The following is a 23,002-nucleotide window of genomic DNA, read 5'->3' as shown; positions in this document are numbered from 1 at the left end:
GTGTAAAAGGAGGTCTTTACCACTTGCGTACGATCACACGGCTGGGCGGGCTGTCCCGCCATCTGTTTTTTGCCGCCCTTGCCCTGCTGATGGCTTTTCCGTTCTACTGGATGGTCACCAGCGCGCTGAAAACCAACGATGAAATCTGGCGTTCCCCGCCTACCCTCTGGCCGGAGGTGCCGCTCTGGGGCAATTTCGCTGCGGCCTGGAATGAGGCGCCGTTCGCAAGGTACATGGGCAACAGTATTCTCGTCGCCACTTCCATTGTCATTCTGCAGACAATCAATTCCGGCATGATGGCATACGCGCTGACACATATGAAATTCCGCTTAAAAGGGCTTTTCTCCGGAGTGATTCTGTTCGGGTATATGGTTCCGGCTACAGCGGTGTACCTGCCCGGTTATCTCGTGTTGTCCGAGCTGCATCTGCTGGATTCTTACGCCGGCCTGATTCTCTCCAACTGCGTGAGTGTCTTCTCAATCTTTCTGACCAGACAAGCGTTCCTGCAGGTGTCGCATGAGCTGGTGGAGGCCGGTGAGGTTGACGGCGCATCCCATATGCGGATTCTCTGGACGGTGCTGGTGCCGGTTACGCGCTCTTCTTTTGCCGTACTTGCGCTGATCACCTTCATTGATCAATACAACAATTATTTCTGGCCGATGCTGATTACCAAGGACCCTGGCCTGCAGCTTGTATCCGCCGGTCTGCGCAGCTTTTTCGTGGAAGGAGGTGCTTACGGGTTACAATGGCCGCTAATTATGGCCGCCAGCGCCTTCACCATCGCCCCGCTGCTGCTTGTCTTCCTGCTGGCGCAAAAAACGATTATGCAAAGTGTCAATATGACCGCAGGCGCAAGTAAAGGCTGAAATCTTATATTTTATCCAAAGAGGAGAATGATGATGAACGTATTAAAAAGGTTGTCCGCAGTATCCATGATTGCCGGTTTCACCGTGCTCACGGCTTGTGGCGGGAATTCCGCTTCTAATAATACTACGGAAGGAAACGGTGCCTCTGCAGCTCCTGCACAAGACGCCGCTCCAGCCCAAAGCGCACCGGTAACTATCGAATTCTGGTATGGACTCGGCGGTAAGCTTGGCGAAAATATGGAATCGCTCATTCAGAAATTCAACGCCTCGCAGCAGGAGGTTATCGTCAAAGGGATTGTGCAGGCTGACTATACCGAAACCGAGCAGAAGCTCCAGGCAGCCATCGCTACCGGAAAAGTACCTGCGGCTGTGCTGTCCTCCAATGTAGACTGGGCGCGCAAGGGATATTTCGCACAGATGGATGATCTGATCGCTAAGCAGGCGGATTTCAATAAAGAGGATTTTGTCCAGACCTTCCTGAACCAGGGGCAAGTTGATGGCAAGCAGTATTTCCTCCCGATGTACGGAACGACACAGGTTATATATTACCGCAAGGATGCTTTTGAGAAAAGCGGGATTGACGCCAGCAAGCTTAAAACCTGGGAGGATCTCGCAGCAGCCGCTGAGAAAATGGCTGTTAAAAGCGGCGGTAAAACAACCTTCTTCGGCTGGGAGCCGATGTGGGGCTCCGGCAACATGGTTGATGCCGTATTGAGCAAGGGCGGCAGCATTCTTAGCGAGGACGGAAAGAAAGTAACCATTGACTCCCCTGAGTGGGTTGAGACCTGGGATCTATTCCGCAAATGGATTCATGAGGATAAAACCATGCGCATTCACTCCGGCGGACAAGGCTGGGAGTACTGGTACAAGACGATTGACGATGTGATGAAAGGCCAGGCGGCAGGCTACACCGGCTCCAGCGGCGACCAGGGCGATCTGGATTTCAGCATTGTCTCGGCAATGGAGCAGCCGGGCTGGGCCGGAGTGGGTGAAGGCAAACCGGTGGCAGAGGCCATTATGGCCGGTATTCCCGCCAAGGCTGGAGATGCCGAGAAGCAGGCAGCTATGAAGTGGCTGACCTATTTCACGAACTCCGAGAACACCGCTTCCTGGTCGATCAACACCGGATATATTTCCGTCCGCCAATCAGCGCTCGAAGATCCGGCATTTGTCTCCTTCAGCAAAAGCAACCCGCAGATCAAAGTTCCATTGATGCAGGCATCCCACGCCTCCGCCCCTTTCCAGGACCCTACCGGGGGTAAAATCAGCGATGCGCTGAAAATCGCTGCCGACAAGGTGCAGATTGAGAACATTCCGGCAGCCGAAGCGCTCAAGGAAGCGCAGGCAACCGCTCAGGCTGCCCTGGATAAAGTGAACTAAGCATAAATAAAAGCTCAATTGAAGGCATATTTTCAAAAAGGGGAGGCTTTGCCGTCTTGTAAAAGACGGCGGCTTCCCTTGAAATATTAACTTAAGGGGGCGGCGATATGCCTAAGCTTAATACTCCGCGAGGAGACACGGCGGTATCTGCCATCCTGTTCGACAAGGATGGCACGCTGCTGGAGTTCGTCTCTCTGTGGGGGAGCTGGAGCGACTGCTTCCTGGAACAGTTCACCCGGCAATTGGAACAACATGGCCTCGAATTCCCGGCATCCTCCCTGCCCTCCCTGCTGGGAACCGTTCACGATGCCGAAGGCAGAATCACAGATTATGACCGCAACGGCCCTCTGGCTATGGGCACAATGAATGATCTCTATGCCATTTTGGCCTGGCAGGCCTATCAGCTCGGCTTGTCATGGGCCGAATCTAAAGAACTGGTGGATCTCTGCCGCCAGGAGGCGGATGCCATACTGGAGCGGAACCGTCCGGTTCTTCCGCTTCCCGGCCTGCTCCGCTTCCTTAACGATTGCGCAGCTTCGGGCATAGCGATGGCCGTCGTGACTGCCGACGAAACGGCAACGGCTGAGGCACATCTCCGCTGGCTGGGCATCCGCGAGTATTTCTCCGCCGTGATCGGCACGGATCAGGTAGAGCGCGGCAAGCCGTTTCCCGACATGGTGCTGCTCGCCTGCACGCGGCTGGGAGTACAGCCTGGCGCTGCCGCCGTGATCGGCGATACGAACGGCGACATGCGGATGGCTAAGGCCGCCGGGGCGGCTGTGGCTATCGGGATTGCCGGCGCGGTTGGCGGAGACGGGGGTACGGTTGGTGGTGCGGCTGGCGTGGTGACAAGTGCGGTTGGCGGTGTGGCTGGCGTGACGGCGGATACGGTTGACGGCGTGGCTGGTATGGCGGCGGATGCGGTTGGCGGTGTGGCTGGCGTGACGGCGGATGCGGTTGACGGCGTGGCCGAGGGTGCGGGAACTAGCGGTGCAGCGGGTACGATGGCTGCGCGGGAGCTTTTGCCGGACGCCGATTGTATCGTACAGTCTTTTGCAGAGCTTAGTATTGAAAGGATTGTACCTTGAGGGCCGAGGGGGCCTGGGCCTGGTTTTTTCTGGCGCTGGCTATTATCTTCGAGCTGTCGGGAACCATCTCTATGAAAATCTCCCATGGCTTCACCCGCTTCTGGCCCTCGGTGCTGATGTTTCTCTTTTACGGGATCAGCTTCACCTCGCTGAATGTTGCGCTGACCTCGATCAAGGTTGGAGTCGCTTATGCGGTATGGTCGGGTGCCGGAATCATTCTGATCTCTGTGGCGGGTGCGGTGTTTTTTGAAGAGCGGATGTCTCTGTCCTCTCTGCTGTGGGTGACCGTCATCGTCGCCGGAATTGTGGGACTGAACATTAGCGCCAAAGGGCATTAGCGGTGTTCGGGTTGGAGTTAAAAATTAATGATTGGCGAGCTTCGGAGCGCGTAGATTTAATTGCTAGCGAACCCAAATGGAAAAAGTACAACTAACCCGAGCTAACTTGCTCCTAGATGGCCCCAAGTGGGAAAAAGTACAACTAATCTGCCCGAATTGTCCCTTTTATGATGAATTTGCTTAATTTAGTTGGAGAAAATCCCACTACTTGCCGCAGGGGCACGAATTTCAGCGAATTAGTTGTACTAATTCCACCTAGCTTCTAGGCTTCCTAACCTCCAAGCCCAAGTCTCCAAGCGCTCGATGAATCTCTGTACGCTGATGGGGATGCTATTTTCTGAATCAGCTTTTTGGGAGTTACTAACTTAGGCTCTGTCTTAGCTGTATTCAAATTAAGTTGATATCCAAGCATTACTGAAGGAGGTTTCCTTGCCATGAGTATAAACGAATCAGGCGGACAACAGCCGCTGCTAAGCTTTCAAATTATAACGGATACCCATGTCACTGCCGATCCCACGCATGAGTACAATCTCAATTTTGAGCGGGCGCTGCATGATCTTGCCGTTCATGCTCAGGGCAGCAGCGGGATCATGCATATTGGGGACATTACGGATCATGGTTTCATGGAGGAATATGAGGAGGTCCACCGCATTCTGGGGCTGTATCAGGCAGAGCTGCCGGAGATCCGGTACACCTTAGGGAATCATGACGTTGGCCTGGGCCACTGGGAATCCCGCCTGGCAATGTATACTTCCCGCATGGGAATGCCCGGCCCGTATCACGACTATTGGATCGGCGGATATCATTTTATTTTTCTTGGAACAGAGGAAGGTCTGCCGACGTTCTGTCATCTGTCGGACGAGCAGCTTCGCTGGCTGGATCTTAAGCTTGGAGAACGGCAGGAGAGCGGTCAGTCGATGGAGGAAGTTTCGATGAGTGAGCGGCCTGTTTTTCTTTTCCTGCATCAGCCGTTGAAGGACACGGTAGCTGGATCGCTGGAATCTCAGGAGTGGTACGGGGTTACTCAAGATCAGGATCTGCGCTCCATACTGTCCAAGCACCCGCAGACTCTTCTATTTACCGGACATACCCACTGGGAGCTTGAGGTAGACAACACAATGTATCCCGGCAACGGGGAGACGGCCACCATGTTCAATGCTGCTTCTGTCGCCTACCTCTGGACCAATGCTGATGAGCATAAGACCGGCAGCCAAGGCTTCTATGTGGAAGTCTATCGCGACAAAGTCCTCGTAAGGGGACGGGATTTCACCACGGGAAGCTGGATTGACTCCGCACAGTATGAGGTTGCTACGTTGGTTAAGGCACACGGCTGATCCTCTGGAGGAGCTTCGCTTGCACAACTAAACATCTGAGTAGCCGGATTTGAAGCAACACAAAGCAGCCGTTCCCCATGAACTGGAGAACGGCTGCTTTGTGTTGGCTGCTGCTGTACAGCTTGCATCAGCAGGCAATGGCTGAAATTGCGCTAATATGTTGGCCAGTGTACGTAGTGGCTGGGCCGGGGATTCGCTCTAACAACGGCACTTTTGCCGTTGTTTCGGCCTGCAAGGCCGGGGATGCTTCTAACAACGGCATTTCTGCCGTTGTTCCCGCCCGCGTAGCCGGGGAGCGCCCCAACAACGGCATTTTTGCCGTTGTTTCGGCCTGCAAGGCCGGGGATGCCTCTAACAACGGCATTTCTGCCGTTGTTTCCTCCCGCGTAGCCGGGGAGCGCCCCCCCGGCCCGCGGCCCGGGGGGCGCTCTATCAACGGCAGTTCTGCCATTGTTCCCCCCCTCTCCGGGCCGCAGTTGCACCACCTGCACCCGCCAACAGCGCCGCCCGCCGGACTGCCAGCGAGCATGCTGCCTTAAAATGCAGGCAGCGCGATATCCGCATAATTGTCTTCAAGGAACTTCTTCACTTCCGGGCCGCTGATGCGTTTCGCCAGCTTTTGGATGGCGTCGGAATCCTTATTGTCCTCCCGCGCTACCAGGGTGATGGTGAATTCAGAATCATCGCCTTCTGTAATCAGCGCATCCTTCTTCGGCGTCAGCCCAAGCGGGCTGGCATATGCCGGGGTCATAGCTACCAGATCGGCATCATCCAGCATGCGGGCGAGCATCAGCAGATCGACCTCCTGGAACTTGAAGTTTTTGGTGTTCTCGGTGATGTCGGCTTGAGTTGCCTTAATGCCCACACCTTCCTTCAGCTTAATCAATCCCGCCTTGGCGAACATTTGCAGCGAGCGCCCGATATTCGACGGATCATTCGCCATCACCAGCGTTGCGCCTTCCGGCAGATCGGCAATGTTCTTGTAACGCTTCGAGTAGCCGCCGTAGATTGCATCATATACAGGCTGAACCGGTACGAGCTTGGAGCCTTTGCTTGCATTGAACTGTTCCATGTAAGGCACATGCTGGAAGAAGTTCGCGTCCACTTCCTTATTCGCCAGCGCCTCATTCGGCTGCACGTTGTCAGACAGGATGACGACCTCCATGTCTACTCCGTCCTCCTTCAGCAGCGGTTTAACGATATCAAGGATATCGGTCATTGGCGGGATGAGCGATGCTACTTTAATTTTGACAGGCTCAGTGCTGGCCTTAGACGGTGTATTTTCGGCTTCCTTGTTGTTCCCACAGCCTGCAGCAATCATAACCAGTACGAGCAGCATCAGCGTAAATTTCATTGTTTTTTTCATTTGTACAGTAACCCCCATTTATTCTTCTATCTGATTCATGAATATTGGACCATCTCTCAGCGTTTATCCAGCAGCCTGGCCAGCGTGCTCCCGGCAAATTGTATGATTTGCACCAGCACGATCATCACTAGGATCGCATAGACCATCACTTCGGTCTCAAAACGCTGATATCCATAACGGATGGCGAAATCGCCAACTCCGCCGCCTCCAACCACACCCATAACGGTCGAAAAGGAGATGAAGCTGATCGTTGCGGCCGTCAGTCCGAGCACCAGACCCGAACGGGCCTCTACATACAAAAATTTGAAAATCAGTCCGAGCTTCGACGCACCCATAGCCAGTGCAGCCTCAATCGTTCCTTTTGGCACCTCCAGCAAAGACTGTTCTACCAGCCGCGAATAATACGCTATAGCGACAATGGACAGCGGCACCGTAGCCGCCATTGTACCGATGGCCGTACCCACCAGAAGGCGGGTGAACGGAATCAGGGCCACCACCAGCAGCAGGAACGGAAACGAACGGACCACATTAACGATGCTGTTCAGCGTAAGCGACAGTGTCCTGTTCTCATAAAGCTGGCCCTTGCGGCAAAAATACAGCAAAGTCCCCAGCGGAAGCCCCAGCAGCACGGCTGCGCCTACCGAAATGCCTACCATCACAAAGGTCTCCCCGATGGACTGCCACATCTGATCCTGGTATTTCAGCATATTCTCAAGCATGAGCTTCCACCGCCTTCCCGGTAATCCGCTCGCGATATGAACCGGAATGTGCATCCGGCGGAAGAAAACCGCCCTCCGCACGGGAAAAGGAATCAACGATTCGTCCCGCTTCCATCACGGATACATCCGTACAGATGCTCCGAACCACATCCAGCTCATGGGTAACAATGACTATGGTTACGCCAAGCGCAGCGTTAATATGCTGAAGCACGCCAAGAATATCCGCCGTTGTCCCAGGGTCCAGCGCAGAGGTCGGCTCATCGCATAGCAGCAGCTTCGGATTGTTCGCCAGCGCGCGGGCGATCGCCACCCGCTGCCGCTGCCCTCCGCTGAGCTGGGCAGGGTACTGCTCCGCCTTGTCCTCAAGGCCGACAAATTGCAGGCATTCCCGCACCCGCTGCATCCGTCCGCTTCGCGGTACTCCGGCCAGCTCCAGCGGAATAGCCACATTCCGGCTGACAGTGGCGTTGCCTACCAGATTGAACTGCTGAAAGATCATGCCGATTGTGTGCCGCTCCTTGCGGAGCAGCTTTTCCGGCATAGCTGTCAACAGCTTGCCGTCTACCGCAACCGTGCCTGTATCGGGACGTTCCAGCAAATTGATCAGCCGCAGCAGGGTGGATTTGCCGGCTCCGCTGGCTCCGATAATGCCGTGAATGGCCCCTGCCCGGACTTCGAGCGATACCTTATCCACCGCCAAGTAGCGGCCTTCCTTCAAGTTGAAGCTTTTGCTAACCCCGTTCAGCGATAGAATATGAAGCCCTCCTTCCAGACCACCCGGACTATAGCCTTTGGGTTTCCAAAAAGTGTACTACTATTATTTGAAAACTGTTTTATTAAAAATCTCTTTAAATAATAAGGTATTTTTTCCGCTGTGTCATCATTTTTTTAGAAATGATATAACCAAATATTTGTGCCGCACACCAAAAACACCGCTGATGCGCAATCAGCGGTGTGCTTAATCTTTATGTCAGCCCCTCATTCCAACCAGCCGGTGAAAGGCAGGCTTGGGCTGATGCCCTTCATCGAACAGAAACGGCCAGTTCTTCCGGCCACGGACCGGAAAATCATTCAGCCAGGTGTAATCATCCGCCGCTCCCCAGAAGGTGACCGATGAGATTACCTCGCGGTATTCCTTGAGCAGCCGGAACATGGCTTCGTAACGCTGCGCCTGCAGCTCCAGCAGCTCCGCCGGAGGTGTCTTGAGATCTGTCCGCCGGTCATCGAAGCGGAATACGGACATATCCAGCTCCGTGAGCTGGAGCTGCAGGCCGAGCGAGGCGTATTTCTCAATCGCCGCACGAACCTCATCGAGTGACGGATCATATACATTCCAATGGGCCTGCAGGCCAACGCCGTGTACCGGAACACCCTGTTCCAGCAGCGACTTCAGCAGGGTATATATTTTATCCCGTTTATGCGGGTGGGACTCATTATAATCGTTGTAGATCAGCAACGCCTGGGGATCAGCGGCATGAGCGAATTCAAATGCTTTGGAGATGAAGCCGGGTCCGGCAATCTCCAGCCACTTCGACGGGCGGAGAAGGTCTTCGCCTTCATCAGCAATGGCCTCATTGACCACATCCCAGGCGCAGATGTCTCCTTTGTAACGTCCCACTACTCTATGGATGTGCGATTCCAGCCGTTCTAGCAGAACTTCTCTGCTAACCGTACCGCCTTTATCGTCTGCAAACAGCCACTCCGAGGTCTGATTATGCCAGACCAGCGTATGCCCACGCATCGCCATCCCATGCTTCCGGGCAAAAGCGACCAGCTGATCGGCCTCTCCAAAACAGTATGCCTCTTCCACAGGATGCAGACGCTCGAACTTCATCTCATTCTCGGCAGTGATACTATTGAAATGGTACGCGAGCAAATGCTCCTGTGAGCGGATGGTATGCGGATTCACTGCTGCGCCAATCTTGAAATCCCCGGCAAAAAGGGTCTTCAGCGCAGGCTCCGTAAAGTCCTTATCCTCTCTCATAATAGTGCCTCCTTGTGTAGCTCAGTTATAATCCACGGTACTCAAGCCAGTCAAAGTACGCCGGCTGCTGCGCTGTCTTCCCGCCGCCCGCAGCATACAAGCCGGCCACAACACCAGTGAAATTGTTGCCCTCTATGGCCTGGGGTGACAAGGCATAGGCATCTCCCGCAGCCAGCTTGCTCCACTCCTGACCATCCAGGGAATACAGCAGAGAATATTCCGCCCGGTCAGCGGCAATTTTCAGGTACACGCCCGGCCCTTCTGCCGGGACCTCGGCGGCAAGCTGTGTTTGTCCTTTTACCGTCAGATATGCTGCAATTACGCTATGTCCGTCTCTATGCTCCAGACAAATCTCGTAATGCGTCTGCTCGTTCATCCGGGCGCACAATCCGGCTGCCGTACCCTCCCCTGGCGCTTCCAGCTCCAGCAGAGTGCTCCATTCGGCTTCCATGTGCTGCTGTCTTCTGCCTACAAAAGCCATCTGGCCGACATCTCCCGGACCTGCGGCCTGTCCGTACAGCGCAAGCCAGCCCGGACGCTCCGTAAGCGACCAGCTTCCCTCCGCCGGATTGCGTACAAAGATCAGGTCATACGGCAGCGCAGCGGCATCAAAGTCATACTTCGATACGGATTCTGTTACTGCCCCCGCCTTATATTCCAGCCCCGGCTCCGATACCGAAACAGGCCCGGCGTTCATCTCCAGCTCCACCGTTCCCTCATTGTTGTCAATCATCGGCCAGCCGTCTTCCGTCCAGTTCACCGGAGCCAGGAACGTCTCCCGTCCAAGCACGCTGAAGCCCTCCTCCCCAGGGCGGACGCCAAGAAATACAGCCCACCACTGACCCCCAGGCCCTTCAATCAGATCGGCATGGCCCAGATATTGAATCGGGTGCGGTATCGCATTATGGGTCAGGATCGGATGCGGCAGTTGTTCAAAGGGTCCGTACGGAGTAGCGCTGCGCCCGATAATCTCACGGTGCTCCGGCCCAGTTCCCCCAGAAGCGGTCATTATATAGTACAGGCCATTAATGGCGTACAAATGCGGGCCTTCCACCCAAGGTCCGCCATCCCCGGTCCAGATGACCACTGGCTCAGACAAGGCCTCTCCGGTGGCGATATCTATTTCGTACTGGATAATGTGTGAGTCATATCCTGCTCCCTGCTGAACCGTGACATATACTTTGCCGTCCGCATCGAACATCAGAGACGGGTCTATGCCTCCAAAAGGAACAGTAATCGGATCTGACCACGGCCCTGCCGGGTCCGCAGCCGTCACATAAAAGTTCCCTATGCCGCTCACATTCGTAGTGATCATATAGAACAGGCCGTCATGATAGCGGAGGGTCGGCGCATAAATACCGCCGGAGCTTGGACAGCTGCGGATATCCAGCTGGCTGATCCGGTCCAGCACATGGCCGATCTGCGTCCAGTGGATCAAATCCCGGCTATGAAAGATCGGCACTCCCGGAAAATACTCAAACGAGCTGCATACCAGGTAATAGTCATCCCCCTTGTGGGTGATGCTGGGATCAGGGTAAAAACCCGGCAGCACCGGGTTTTTATAGGATATTTTTTTGGATGATAATGAAGAACTGTTCATCATGTTTAGCCAACCTTTCAGCTGCCCGTTAATAACGGCGAGCTTATTCTTTTACACTGCCGACATTCAGACCCACGACAAAATATTTTTGCATAAAAGGATATACGAGCAGAATCGGCACGGAGGCCACAATCGTAATCGCCGCCCGGATCGACAGCGGAGTCACCATCGCCTTGGCGGAATCCCTGTCCATCCCCACCCCCGCAGCAACGTTCGGATTACTGTTCGAATTCATCGAGGTGGACAGCAGCTTCATCAGCTCGTATTGCAGCGTGCTTAGACTTTGCTTCGAAGACGTGTAGATAAATGCATCGAACCAGGCATTCCATGCCCCTACCGCCACAAACAGCGCGATGGTTGCCAGTACCGGCTTACATAGAGGGAACACAACACGCATGAAGATTTTGAAGTCTCCTGCACCGTCAATCCGCGCCGATTCCATCAGACTTTCCGGCAGTGTCCCGATATAAGTGCGGATAACTATCATATTAAAGGCACTGATCATCGAAGGGAAGATATATACCCAGAAACTGCCCAACAGGTTAAGATCCTTGATCAGGAAATACCCCGGAATCAGACCGGCGCTGAAATACATCGTAAGCACGAAAATCACGGTGATCGGCTTGCGGAACACATATTCCCTGCGGCTCAAGGTGTACGCAAGCATCGTGGTCAGAAAAATATTCAGGATCGTCGAGAGCACCGTCCGCGCCACCGAAATCCAGAACGCATCATAGATGGTGCCGGAAGCAAAGATGGCCTTGTAATTCTGCGTGGTCCACACTCTCGGCCACAGATAGATGCCGCCGCGGATCGTATCATTTCCTGCATTGAACGAAACGGCAATTGTATTGATGAATGGATATAAAGTAACGATCACCAGACAAATCATGAACACCGTATTGAAGCTATGGAAGAGAACCGGTTCCAGTCCGCTGGATCTCAATCTTTTTCGAACAGATACGCCTGCACCTGTGCCAGGACTAATTTGCTGGTTCGCCATACTATAACAACCTCTCTTCCCCAAGCCGTTTTGCCGTAAAGTTCGCCATTAGCAGCAAGGTGACGCTAACGACCGTCTTGAAGATTCCGCCTGCGGTGGCGAGGGAATAGTTCCCTTGGGCCAGCCCGTATTTGAGTACGAAAATATCAATCGTCTCTGCCCAATCCACGACAAGCCCGTTGCCGAGCAAATACTGCACTTCAAAGCCCGCTTCCAGTACATGTCCTACAGACATGATCAGAAGGATGACAATCGTTGCTTTAATCCCCGGAAGGGTCACGAACCTCATTTTCTTGTAGCGGCTGGCGCCATCAATTTCGGCTGCTTCATAGAGCGCAGGGTCGATGGAGGCAATGGCGGCCAAATAAATAATCGTATTCCAGCCAACCTCTTTCCATACATGCGAGGCCCCGACGATGCCCCAGAAGTATTTGCCTTCACTGAGCCACAGAATAGGCTCCTTGATTAAATGAAGCTTCATCAGGACAATGTTGACGATTCCGTCATTGATGGAGAGCGACGTAGCCACAATCCCTGTTACGATAATCCATGACAGGAAGTGGGGCAAATAGGAGATCGTTTGTACTATTCTCTTCCAGAACACCTTACGAATTTCATTCAGCAGTAGTGCCAGAGCAATCGCGGTGACAAACCCGAGAACGAGGTTAATGACCCCCATTGCCAGCGTATTGCGCAGCACACGAAGAAAATTATCGTCTGTAAACAGGAACTTAAATTGCTTGAAGCCCACCCATTCCTGTTCACTGAAGGAACGACCCGGGCGGTAATTCTGGAACGCCATAGTCCAGCCCCATACCGGGACATAGGCAAAAAGAATAATATACAGCATCAAGGGAACAGACATCCAAATTAGCTGGTTCTGATTTTTAATCAGCGACCAGGTGATAGGCTGCTTCTTTTTTTTCTTTGGATGCAAGGCGACGCTTTCTTTCCCTAGGGTCTCATCCATATAAGTTTGTCTCCCCACACAATCATTTTAATGCAGGAGGTGAGGGCCAGCCTTCGGCCCCGCACCTCCTGTCAGATCCTACAAGAATACTTTCCGCCTATTTACTCCACTTTTCGATTCTCCATTTAATCTGCTCGTTGATCTTGTCTTCGTAGGCTTTCACATTCGACTTGGCAATCTGTCCAACATAATCGCTCCATACAGAGTCGAAATCGCCCGCATTAGCGAGGATGGCCTTCGGCAGGAACTTGGTAGACAGCTCATTCAGCTTGGTATTGGCAACTTTGGCATCCGAGCCTTCCACGAGGTCAATGGACCAGGCCGGGTAATAGACAGGGTTAGCCGGCGGTGTACTGAAGAAATCCACATAGCTGTTATATCCGTATGCAGCAAGGACTTCCTTGTCGTACGGCTTCACACTGGCTGCATATTCTTCAGGCTGCGCTGCCGCATCTGTAGAGTTGCCGTCACTATAGCTGCCTTCAAGCTTAGGCAGGAAACCGTAGAAAGTCTTGGCCTTGTTAGCCATTTGCCAAGTCGGATCGGCGGCATCATCCCGCTGCTTCTGGGTTTTCATAAATCTGCCGTCCTTGACAATGTAATCTTCACCCTCAATACCCCAGGAGAAGGTCTTCTGCCAATCCTCGCTGATCAGCGTTTCGAGCAGCTTGATAATCTTCACAGGGTCCTTGGCATTGATGCTGATTCCGAATCCATTGTTCAGGTTCAGCACTGCAAGATCCCGGTAGTAGTCTTTGGTGGATGCGTCATAGACCAGAGGAAGCCCAACATAGGTCCGCTCGATCTTCCCTTGTGTGGTTAAGGAGTCCTCCGCTGCGTTGAAGTTCCAGTGCTGGTCGAACATACCGAGAACCGTACCGCTGGACAGCTTCGCCATATACTGGTCGTAGTTCTGGACGAAGGTTTCTTTGTCAATCAGCCCCTGCTGATTCATTTCGTTCAGCTTCTGATAATATTTCTTGGCATAATCTTTATCTGCAAAAATCTCGGCTACGCCATCCTTCACCACAACGCCGCCATTGTTCGGTTGGCCGATCAAATGTTGAGGCGCATTGAGCAGACCCCAGTTTTTCCAGTCATAGTTAAGTATTTCGAAGCCAACGGTCGGGCTTCCGTCAATCTTCGGATATTTTTCTTTGTATTTGGCAATCAGGTCGAAATATTCATCCAGTGTTTTAACTTTTGGATAACCGAATTCCTTGAGCACGGCTTTTTGAATCCAGAAGGCCGGTCCTGAATACCATGAGCTCTTTACTTCACCGTTGTATACACCATAGTTAGGCAGAATGTAGATATGTCCATCATTCGGGTCCTTCATCATGTTCCAGTAATCTGCGTAATGCGCTTTCAAATTTGGTGCGTATTTCTCAATGAGATCTTCCAGCGGAATGTAGGCGCCTGCCGCCGTAAGCTTCGTATTTCCTGTCATCATATCCGGGTAATCCTGCCCTGCGATCATAACGCCGAGCTTCTGATTGATATCCCCGGCCAAATATTCGAAATTGAAGTTGGCTCCTGTTTCGTCCTTGATCTTCTTGAAGATCTTGTTATCCGGCGTCGGCGGCTGGCCCGCTTCACCGATGAAGACACTGATGTCGAACGGCTCAACCTTGCCATCCGTGCTAGCTGCCGTTTCTGTTGCAGCAGCCCCACCATTCTTCGCCGCATCCTTGCTATTGTTGCTGTTGTTGCCACCACAGCCTGCCAGTGTAAAGCTTAGGGATAGCAGAACAATTAAGGATAACTTAAATACGTTTTTCGACTTGCCCCCCATAAAGCACCTCCATATTTTGTTTGCACAACTTTTTTGTAAGCACTTACATATTTGAATTATAGAGGCGGAGCAGAGTGGAAAAAACGGCTGAACTAAAGGTATACCCCCAAAAAGTTTAGAACTTTGCGTTGCGGTATTGTCCTGGGCCCACTCCCATTTTCTTTTCGAACTGCTTCAGAAACTGCCCATAGTTGGAATAACCTACCTGCTCGGCGATCTCCGAAATTTTCAATTCATTCTGGCGCAATAGTGCAGCTGCCTCTTCAATCCGCAGGCTATGAAGCTGCTCGTTGAAATGAATCCCGTTCTTCTTGCGGAGCAGCTGCCCGAGATATACCGGATGCAGATAGAAGATTTCTGCCAGCTTTTGTATCGTCAGGCTTTCGCGGTAATGCCCCCCGATATATTGATTGATCTCCCGCACAATTCCGTATGAGTTCTGGTTCTGTTCTTGTACAAGCAGGCCGATTCCGGCTTCGCCGCAGTCCAGTAACCGGTCCATTAACCCGGTTAATGAAGTTATGGTCTGCGGAATTTCAGCAGCGCCAAAGCCGCCCGGCAGGGCCGACCTTCGGCCCCCGCCCTCCTCCGGGATAAGCTCGAAGATCCGGTACATGATATGAATGACCAGCTTTTTCACCACTTCTGGTGCCACAAGCTGCTCGCGGAAGCTTCGGGCGGCCGCAGCTACCGCCTGCCGGAAGCCTGCCAGGTCCAGTGTATTGACAGGTCCCATAATGGCATCCATAAGCCGGATATGATCATAGTGGTAGCTGAACGGTCTGTCCTTAATTTCCTGGTAAGCCAGAAGACCGTAAGGCTCCGTTTGATAAAAGAAATGCATAAGCGCTTCCTTCGCCGTACGGTAGCTGTCCGCCAAATGAAGCGGGGATGACACAGCGGCTCCAACCGCTATGAGCAGCGGCTTATCCGCATATTTTTGCTGCAAGGGAGCCCGTACAGCCTCCGCTGCTTCGGGTTCCCCGGAAGACTCTCCCGTGCCATATACGATGGCTAAACTGCTTGTATCCAGGTCTATCAAATACATAGCCGCATGACCAGCTGAGAGGGCTGCCGCACTCCCCCTCAGCTCCGCGTACAGCTCCGGCACACTCTGGAGCAAAATAACGTTCCACGAATTCAGTCCCTCCGGCAGTCCCGCCGGAAGCTCCGGTTCTCCCTTGTCCTCCGGTTTATGGTGCATCAGCATCTTCAGCTGCGCTGTCGCCGCCTCCGAGAAAGCGATTTGATCAAGCATCACCTTGCGTCTCTCCTGCTCCAGCTCCTCATGCATTTCCCGCAGCTCTTCGGCAGCTTCCTCCGGAAAAATCGGCTTCAGCAAATAATGATAAATGCCATACCGGATTGCCGTCTGGGCGTATTCGAATTCGCTGTAGCCGCTTAATATGGCGAACCGGACGGTCTCCGGCGATTCCTGGCGCCAGGCGGCAACCATCTCCAGCCCGTTCATCACAGGCATGTTCACATCCGTAATGACCAGATCCGGCTGCAGCCGCTTCATCATTTGCAGCCCCTCCCGGCCATTAGCGCAGGTGCCGCAGATCTCAAAGCCCAGCTCCTCCCAATCAATCCATAGCAGCAAGCCCTCAAGGCTGCTTGGCTCATCATCAATCAAAAGCACTTTATATTTCATAATCCTTCCTCACCTTCTAGCGGGTTCAGCCTCTCCAGCAGCCGGAGCGGGATGCCAATGGATACTACCGTTCCCTGGTCCGGCGCACTGATGATCTCAAAACGGACCTGATCCTCGTAATACAGCTCCAGCCTGCGGTAGACGTTGCGCAGCCCGATATTCGCTCCCGAGGAATCCTCATTCCGAATGGCATAGAGCAATTCCTTGAGCCTGGCGGCTTCAATCCCTTTGCCGTTGTCGGAGATGGTAATCTGCAGCCGCTTCTCCTCCACGGTAGTCTTCACCGTGATAATGCCAAGCCCTTCTATCGTCTGCAGCCCATGCTTGCAGGAATTCTCCACCAGCGGCTGCATGCTCAGCTTCGGAATCTTGTATTTGCGCGACTGCTCGTCAATCTCAAAGACATAGTCGAACTTGTCCCTGAACCTGAATTTCTCAATCTTCAGATACATCTCGATAAAGATGATCTCCTCATCCAGCAACACCAGATCCTCTTTCCAGCTAAGAAGCCTGCGGAGCAGTTTGGACAAGCTTTTCACAATATCCGTCACGTCGGAGTAGTTGTTCTTGGTACAGACGACCAGAATAGCATTGAGGGTGTTGAACAGAAAATGGGGGTTCATCTGGCTCTGCAGGAAATTCAGCTCGGCTCTAACCCGCTCCATTTCCAGATTTTTTTTCTGAATCTCCAGCTTGTACACATCGTTGATGAGTGAATTGATCCGGGTAGTCATCCGGTTGAAGTTATGGATCAGGCCGCCGATTTCATCCCGCCCCTCGTCGATGAGGATCAGCTCGAACTTCTCATTCGTGACCTTCTGCATATGTCTAGCCAGCCGTTTGACCCGGTAGTTGTAGGATCTCAGCATCACATAGATAAAGCCGCTGGTCAGAAGGGTAATTGTCGTCGCCAAAAAAGCGGCATACAGCCGCATGTCCAGCACTGCCTGGGTAATCCGCTCGCCCTGGGTTATCCCGACAAGCTTCCAGCCCTTCAAATAGCTGGCCGTACCTACTGGCACGACACGAACATCCTGCTGCCCAGCATCCATCTGCTTGAAAAGCGGATAGGGATCTTGGGTCACCCGCTGGTAGCCGCTGTCCGCCGACATCACAATCTTATTCTGATCATTGACCAGATAGAGACTTAGATAATCTTTTTCACGGACAATGACGTCATAGATTTCGCTAAGATCCAGATCAATCCGCAGCAGCTTCTCGTACTTATTGTATGCGCTGTATTTATCCATTGTCTCAAGCACGCTGAGGGTGGGAATTGAAGAGGTGCTGCCGTTCTCGCTTGTTCTGTAAGCGGTAACAATTAACTTGCCATTCGAAGACTTGAGTTGTCTGTACCAGTCACTGTTCCAAACCTGCTCATTCATGACATGATAGTTGCCCCCGGATACGATAGTCTGGTTCTTCGTGAATACACTGATCCGCTCAATCTGATTGTTCACCGGCATATAGCTGTTCATCCGGTCACGCAGCTGTTCATCAAAGGCACTGTAAAAATCAATAGAATCCTTATAATTCCGGTCCAGCATTTCATACAGGTTCTTATCTGCGGCCAGCGTATAGCTGACGGCAACTCCGCCCTCGATATAGTCATGGATATCCTTCCGTGCTCTCTCCAGTGAAATTTCCAGGTTCTGCTGCTCTCTTGATTTGATCAGATCAGTAATCCGGCCCAGAAACACAAGATTAATAATCATAATGGGCAGCAGCACACCTACGAAGTAGATCAGGAAAAATTTATAGTTCAGCGGAATGTCATTGACGAAACGGGCGAATCTGAATCTCTTTTTCTCCATGGCGCGCACCGGCTTTCTTATATCTGCTTTTTCCTATCCGCATGCTTATAGACAGAGGGCGGAACCCCCACGATCCCCTTGAATTTATCAATAAAATAGTCCGTATTCGAAAATCCGACCTGCTGCGCGATATCCGATATTTTTAGCTGCGTCCGCTTCAGAAGGCCTTTGGCGGCTTCAATCCGTTTCTCATTTACGTATTCGCTGAAGCTGCGCCCCGTCTCCTTGCGGAACAGTTGTCCCAGGTAGGTGGAATTCATATGGAAGTGCCTTGCCAGGTCCTGGAGCTGCAGCTTGCCCCGAAACTCAAGGTCCACGTATTGTATAACGTTATACATCGTGTTCCCTTCATTCGCCCGCTTCAATTCCGCCAGGTAGCCTGCGGTCTCCATACACAGCTTGTGGACATAATGGCTCAGCAGAAAATAATCCCCCAGCCCGCCTAAATTCCCATGCTCCGCCTGCAGCTTACTCATGATCCGGTCAGGATCGCCATTCATCTCCTTAACCTGCCGGCATAGGGTCATTTCCAGATGGGCAACCTCGGCCTGAACCTCTTCAACCGTCAACAGCTCCCCGGCAAACACAGCGAAGGCATCCCTGACGCATGACAGCAGATCTGCCGTATCACCGGCTTTGACCTTCTGCAGCAGCTCTTTGAAGCTGTCCTCATGAATCTCCCGTTCATTCTTGAGCTTTTTTAGGTCGCTGTAATAAAAGATTCTGCTCTTCTCTCTCCGGTACTTCAGCTTCCACACCTCAAGGGTCTGCAAATAGAGCTCCCGGATGGAACCGATCCCTGTCAGCCTGTCACTGACAACCACGGCGACAGGCTCCGGCTGCAGCTCCGCAAGCTCCCGTTGCAGCAGAATGGCGGCTGCTTCCAGACTTTCGGGTGTGAGCGAAGCAGACTGGACAAGCAGGCCGTAGCGTCCTTCATTATCCTGAAAGGCACTGCTTAGCTCCCACGGAAAGCCCTCGCTCATCTTCAGCTCTGTATCGAACCCGGAGGAAGCGGCAGGGATAAGGATGCATACCAGTTCAGTATCCGGCTGCAGCTTCAGCAGATGATGCGCCAAATGCCTTAGCTCTTTGTTGTCTTCACCTTGAATGAACCTTCCCAGCAGATGACTGCAAATTGAGGCCTGTCTTATGCGGCTCTCGTTCTCGGAAGCGATTTCATTTTGAATCAGACTGCCGAGCCTGCTTAGCAGTGTCCCGATTTCCTCATCATCAATCGGCTTCAGCAGATATTGCTCCACCCGCTGACGCAGCGCTGTCTTGGCATATTGAAAGTCATCATAGCCGCTGAGAATTACAAAACGCGGGGGCTTCGCCATGACTTCATTCAGCCTGGTGATCAGCTCCAGGCCATTAATGGCCGGAATATTGATATCCGTCAGAACCAGATCCGGCCGCTGCTCCTGAATCAATCTCAGTGCATCCGGCCCGTTAAGGGCTTCCCCGCATACCTCGAAGCCGTATTTCTCCCAGTCCACCATTGTTCTCAGCCCTTCAAGCACCAACGGCTCATCATCAACAATGATTACTTTTAGCATAAACCCTGCTCCCTTTCCCATATTATAGAAAAATGTGTCAGCAAAATAATATAAATTATGCTAGCACACTTGGATAATGATGTGAAACATAACTTGTAACAGGAAATTGTGTTAGATAACGTGACATCATCATTTACATTTTGGTTTTTTTCTCTATAATTCTTTGTAATAAGGTTTTATTCAGGCTAGGTATTTAGCTGAACTAAAGATGAATCGAAATGGGCTGAGGCGTGACTGCAGGGAATGTTTGGACTTCCGGCCGCTGTTATCTTCAAGTTTCTTGATTTATACCGCTTTTAGCGGATGAAACTTGAAGACAAAGGCGGACGCGTTCGCTCCTCCAGTTCCAAACTTCCCCTCCGTCACTTTCGCCCTTTTTGGTAAATTTCAAGTTCACTATTAGCTGAACTAAAGATGAGTCGAATGGGCTGAGACGTAACTGCGGGGAATGTTTGGACTTCCGGCCGCTGCCCGCCTGCAGATTTCTTGATTGTATACCGCTCTTCGCGGTTGAAATCCGCAGACTGCCGATGCTTCCGAAGCGAGCTTTCCTACGGAAAGCTTTCAGGCGGACGCTGACGCTCCTCCAGTTCCAAACTTCCCCTCCGTCACTTCCGCCCTTTTTGATAATAAATTCTTTATTTCACTGTATATATCCAGTTATAAGGGAAGTGGGATGCATGTCGGTGGCCGGGCTTCTTTCATCCAATGAATTCAAGAAACGCTTGTCCCGCTGTTATAACGAAGTGCACAAGGAATTGTATGGCGTGGGAGTGACACAGCTCAAGATTGAAGCTGCCAGCGAAGCCATGATCATGTTCCTGGTCAAGCATCAGCGGGTAACTGCTCTGCGGGCGCTGGAAGAGCATTATCCCGAGCTTAAGCAGTCCGTCGATGCCGCGCTCCATCAGGAGTTCAAGCAGCGGATACAGAGGAAGCTCACCGAAGAGCTGGGCCTGACGGTCACAGGGGTGCTGCGGGATTATGATCCCGGAACCAACTGGGCCTGTACGATTGTAATTAGTGAAGCCGGTTCAGGGCAATGATGCAGGATTTATCTTGCTGACCTCCTGCTGACCCGGCAAAAAAATAAGGCTTGCCCGATTTCTGTTCACAGACTGAAGGAAGCCGTTGATTAGAGAAGGTCTCTATTTCAACGGCTTCTTTTTTTGTTTTTGCAGCGCAAAATCCACACCCAAAGGAGCATAAATTATGAAAATTATTGTTGCAGTTACAGGAGCCAGCGGGGCGATCTACGCCTATTCGCTGATCCGCAGCCTCCATCAGCTTGGGATCGAAACCTATGTCATAGCGACCAGCGCCGGTGAAAATGTGCTGAAATACGAGTGCGGCGTCCAGATGCAGGAAATCGCCGAATATGCCACCGCGCTGCACAATAATGACCTGTTCGCTCCAGTAGCAAGCGGATCATTCAAGACGGACGGCATGGTGATCATCCCTTGCTCGATGAATACACTTGGCGCCATTGCGAACGGCATGGGCGACACGCTGCTCAGCCGCGCGGCCAGCGTCATGCTCAAGGAGAAGCGCAGGCTGATCATTGTGCCTCGCGAAACGCCGCTGCATCTGATCCATCTGGAGAATATGCTGCGGGTTGCCCGCGCAGGAGCGGACATCATGCCCGCGTCCCCGGGCTTCTACAATCATCCGAAGGAAATCTGGGAGCTGGTGAATTTCATGAACGCCCGCGTCCTCGACGCGCTCGGCATTGATCATCAGCTAATGAAGCGGTGGGGCGAAGCTTAGCGGGAGCGGGAGCGCCGATGTCCAAGAACAAAGGTGCTTCAACAACTGCATTTCTGCTGTTGTTGCTGAACAAACTGACCGTTTGCGCCTCAACAACGGCATTTCTGCTGTTGTTGCTGAACAAACCGACCATTCGCAACTCAACAACGGCATTTCTGCTGTTGTTACTGAACAAACCGACCGTTCGCGCTTCAACAACGGCATTTCTGCCGTTGTTACTGAACAAGTTCATCATTTCCTCAATAAATGAAAATTGTAATTTCCTAAACAGTAAAAAAGGGAAGACCGCAGCCTGCCTCACATGGCTGCGGTCTTCCCTTTTAGTGCCGAAGCCGAATAACTCAATAGGCTTCGCTTCGTGCTGTCATTTCCGGACTTCAAGCTCCGCGCGAAGCTTCAGGAACACTTGATAGCTCCGCTCCGCAACCTCCGATATCGCAATCGGGTGGAAGCCGGGCAGATCGGCATACAGCGTATCGTTAAGAGGGGCCGTCCATTGGGCCGGCAGCCGCGCGGCTCCCAGCTTCGCTCCCATGATGGAGCCAACCGTAGCGCCGTTGCAATCCGTATCCATTCCCGCGTATACCGAAGCCACTACTGCCTTCTCGAAATCATCGCCCCCATACACCAGCGAGGCGGCGACAATGGCGGCATTGTTGTTCGCATGTACGGGATCGTAATGGCTGAACCGGTCCCACAGCCTGCTGACCAGTTCCCGCTCGCTGCCTGCCTTCTGCGCGATTTCGATCCCCTGCAGGACATCGCTGGCCAGCCTGCTCGTCTGTGGAATCTCGCTCAGCCCGATTTCCACAATACGCTCATTGTCCAGCCCGGCGAACGCGGCGGAAATCATCGCGGCATTGAACATTTCACCGTAAATTCCGTTCTTCACATGTGAAAAGGAGGCATCCCGGAAGCCCAGCTCCGCCGCCAGCTCGGGATATCCGGCCGCTCCATAGGCCAGTCCGTCCGCACGGATAGCCGCTCCGATCCATTCCCGGTACGGATTGAGGTGCATCCGCACCCGCTCCTGCCGCAGCGGCCAATCCTCCGGCTTCTCCCCATGCAAATGGGAGGTTTCCTGGGCGAAATTCATATAGGCCTGCGTTTCCGCTGTGCATACCTGACTGTAGGTCAGATGGCCGTGCCACAGCTTGCCGATATCCCATGAATCCCAGTCCAGCCCCTTCTGCTCCAGCAGCAGCAGGCTTAAGACGGTATAACGGATATCATCGTCGCTTTCCATATATGAGATTTTCTCCCGGGTGCTCGTGAACGACCAGTCGCTCAAGCGGAGGCCATATTCCTTCTCCGCCCGCGAATGCTCCGGGGTATAGCCAGTGATCGGCCAGGCATCCGCGCCGCGGAACCACAGCTCAATATTCTCCCAGCCCGGACGCCCGTCCTTGCCGTACAGATAATCCCAATATTCCAGTGGCTTGCCGAGTGCACAGCCAACGCTTCTGCCCAGCCAGGCTCCGTAGAATCTGTCCATCCACTGCTCCGGGGTCCACTCCACCGCAAGCCTGCGCGGCCCATCCGGGCGCAGCTTCCGTATCGCCGGAAGGTCCGACGGCTCCTGATACGGGAAGTCCTCTGCCACAGTCAGTGCCATCAGCTCCCGGTAAACTTCCATAAGCTTGCTTTCATCGCTTCCAGCGGCAGTAAACTTTTCTGACAGGCTACCGGTCCGGCAGCCCTCCTCTCCGCGCTGCAGCAGCTCCAGCCGCACCGTCTCTTGCAGACGTTCCCAGCCCGCCATCCG

21 protein-coding genes are annotated in these 23,002 nt (G+C 52.9%); 9 read left to right on the top strand and 12 right to left on the bottom strand.

Features of this window, described 5'->3' with window-relative positions:
- Nucleotides 1-23: 23 nt before the first annotated feature.
- From AC0LWN_RS14135 to AC0LWN_RS14110, 6 genes are all read left to right on the top strand, one after another.
- Complete coding sequence (locus tag AC0LWN_RS14135; protein ID WP_474666294.1) at nt 24-866, top strand: carbohydrate ABC transporter permease; 843 nt, start codon at nt 24-26, stop codon at nt 864-866.
- A gap of 33 nt (nt 867-899) precedes the next feature.
- Nucleotides 900-2,246 (top strand): ABC transporter substrate-binding protein, encoded by a 1,347-nt coding sequence (locus AC0LWN_RS14130; protein WP_474666292.1) that lies wholly within the window; start codon nt 900-902, stop codon nt 2,244-2,246.
- A 107-nt stretch (nt 2,247-2,353) separates the two neighbouring features.
- Complete coding sequence (locus AC0LWN_RS14125) at nt 2,354-3,334, top strand: HAD family hydrolase (protein WP_474666290.1); 981 nt, start codon at nt 2,354-2,356, stop codon at nt 3,332-3,334.
- Nucleotides 3,331-3,672 carry a DMT family transporter gene (locus AC0LWN_RS14120; protein ID WP_474666288.1) on the top strand — a complete coding sequence of 114 codons (342 nt, stop codon included), beginning with the start codon at nt 3,331-3,333 and terminating at the stop codon, nt 3,670-3,672. The genes AC0LWN_RS14125 and AC0LWN_RS14120 overlap by 4 nt, the downstream gene beginning before the upstream one ends.
- 434 nt (nt 3,673-4,106) lie before the next feature.
- On the top strand, nt 4,107-5,006 hold the full coding sequence (locus AC0LWN_RS14115) for a metallophosphoesterase family protein (RefSeq protein ID WP_474666286.1): 900 nt from the start codon (nt 4,107-4,109) through the stop codon (nt 5,004-5,006).
- Between the two features lie 77 nt (nt 5,007-5,083).
- A complete protein-coding gene (locus AC0LWN_RS14110) occupies nt 5,084-5,545 on the top strand; it encodes a hypothetical protein (RefSeq protein ID WP_474666284.1) in 462 nt (153 codons plus the stop codon).
- Here AC0LWN_RS14110 and AC0LWN_RS14105 read toward each other — a convergent pair.
- From AC0LWN_RS14105 to AC0LWN_RS14055, 11 genes are all read right to left on the bottom strand, one after another.
- Nucleotides 5,542-6,372, bottom strand: coding sequence for a MetQ/NlpA family ABC transporter substrate-binding protein (locus AC0LWN_RS14105; RefSeq protein WP_474666282.1), 831 nt, complete (start codon nt 6,370-6,372; stop codon nt 5,542-5,544). The genes AC0LWN_RS14110 and AC0LWN_RS14105 overlap by 4 nt on opposite strands.
- 56 nt (nt 6,373-6,428) lie before the next feature.
- Complete coding sequence (locus tag AC0LWN_RS14100) at nt 6,429-7,091, bottom strand: methionine ABC transporter permease (RefSeq protein WP_474666280.1); 663 nt, start codon at nt 7,089-7,091, stop codon at nt 6,429-6,431.
- A complete protein-coding gene (locus AC0LWN_RS14095; protein ID WP_474666619.1) occupies nt 7,084-7,845 on the bottom strand; it encodes a methionine ABC transporter ATP-binding protein in 762 nt (253 codons plus the stop codon). Before AC0LWN_RS14095 ends, AC0LWN_RS14100 begins: the two co-directional genes overlap by 8 nt.
- Before the next feature lie 216 nt (nt 7,846-8,061).
- The gene (locus AC0LWN_RS14090) at nt 8,062-9,075 is read right to left on the bottom strand and encodes an endo-1,4-beta-xylanase (RefSeq protein WP_474666278.1); all 1,014 of its coding nucleotides are present in this window, start codon (nt 9,073-9,075) and stop codon (nt 8,062-8,064) included.
- 25 nt (nt 9,076-9,100) lie between these two features.
- Nucleotides 9,101-10,678, bottom strand: a complete 1,578-nt coding sequence (locus tag AC0LWN_RS14085; protein ID WP_474666276.1) for a glycoside hydrolase family 43 protein — start codon at nt 10,676-10,678, stop codon at nt 9,101-9,103.
- Nucleotides 10,679-10,718: 40 nt separating this feature from the next.
- Nucleotides 10,719-11,678, bottom strand: a complete 960-nt coding sequence (locus AC0LWN_RS14080; RefSeq protein WP_474666274.1) for a carbohydrate ABC transporter permease — start codon at nt 11,676-11,678, stop codon at nt 10,719-10,721.
- Between the two features lies 1 nt (nt 11,679).
- Nucleotides 11,680-12,648, bottom strand: coding sequence for an ABC transporter permease (locus tag AC0LWN_RS14075; RefSeq protein WP_458967293.1), 969 nt, complete (start codon nt 12,646-12,648; stop codon nt 11,680-11,682).
- 97 nt (nt 12,649-12,745) lie between these two features.
- Nucleotides 12,746-14,443, bottom strand: a complete 1,698-nt coding sequence (locus AC0LWN_RS14070) for a type 2 periplasmic-binding domain-containing protein (RefSeq protein ID WP_474666272.1) — start codon at nt 14,441-14,443, stop codon at nt 12,746-12,748.
- A gap of 115 nt (nt 14,444-14,558) precedes the next feature.
- Nucleotides 14,559-16,097, bottom strand: coding sequence for a response regulator (locus AC0LWN_RS14065; RefSeq protein WP_474666270.1), 1,539 nt, complete (start codon nt 16,095-16,097; stop codon nt 14,559-14,561).
- Nucleotides 16,094-17,911, bottom strand: coding sequence for a sensor histidine kinase (locus tag AC0LWN_RS14060; protein WP_474666268.1), 1,818 nt, complete (start codon nt 17,909-17,911; stop codon nt 16,094-16,096). The genes AC0LWN_RS14065 and AC0LWN_RS14060 overlap by 4 nt, the downstream gene beginning before the upstream one ends.
- Before the next feature lie 17 nt (nt 17,912-17,928).
- Nucleotides 17,929-19,470, bottom strand: a complete 1,542-nt coding sequence (locus AC0LWN_RS14055) for a response regulator (protein ID WP_474666266.1) — start codon at nt 19,468-19,470, stop codon at nt 17,929-17,931.
- Between the two features lie 680 nt (nt 19,471-20,150).
- Here AC0LWN_RS14055 and AC0LWN_RS14050 point away from each other — a divergent pair.
- The 3 genes from AC0LWN_RS14050 (at nt 20,151) to AC0LWN_RS14040 (ending at nt 21,647) form a co-directional block, all read left to right on the top strand.
- Nucleotides 20,151-20,516 (top strand): DUF2294 domain-containing protein, encoded by a 366-nt coding sequence (locus AC0LWN_RS14050; RefSeq protein WP_458967288.1) that lies wholly within the window; start codon nt 20,151-20,153, stop codon nt 20,514-20,516.
- 166 nt (nt 20,517-20,682) lie between these two features.
- Nucleotides 20,683-21,237, top strand: coding sequence for a UbiX family flavin prenyltransferase (locus tag AC0LWN_RS14045; RefSeq protein WP_474666264.1), 555 nt, complete (start codon nt 20,683-20,685; stop codon nt 21,235-21,237).
- A gap of 17 nt (nt 21,238-21,254) precedes the next feature.
- The gene (locus tag AC0LWN_RS14040; RefSeq protein ID WP_474666262.1) at nt 21,255-21,647 is read left to right on the top strand and encodes a hypothetical protein; all 393 of its coding nucleotides are present in this window, start codon (nt 21,255-21,257) and stop codon (nt 21,645-21,647) included.
- On the opposite strand, the gene AC0LWN_RS14035 is transcribed toward AC0LWN_RS14040, so the two are convergent.
- On the bottom strand, nt 21,602-22,999 hold the full coding sequence (locus AC0LWN_RS14035) for an ADP-ribosylglycohydrolase family protein (RefSeq protein ID WP_474666260.1): 1,398 nt from the start codon (nt 22,997-22,999) through the stop codon (nt 21,602-21,604). The two genes, AC0LWN_RS14040 and AC0LWN_RS14035, sit on opposite strands and share 46 nt — an antisense overlap.
- Between the last annotated feature and the right edge of the window lie 3 nt (nt 23,000-23,002).

The organism is Paenibacillus sp. sgz302115 (assembly GCF_056120445.1).
The sequence above is the reverse complement of the archived record's forward strand: the minus strand, read 5'-3'. Positions and strand labels throughout refer to the sequence as shown.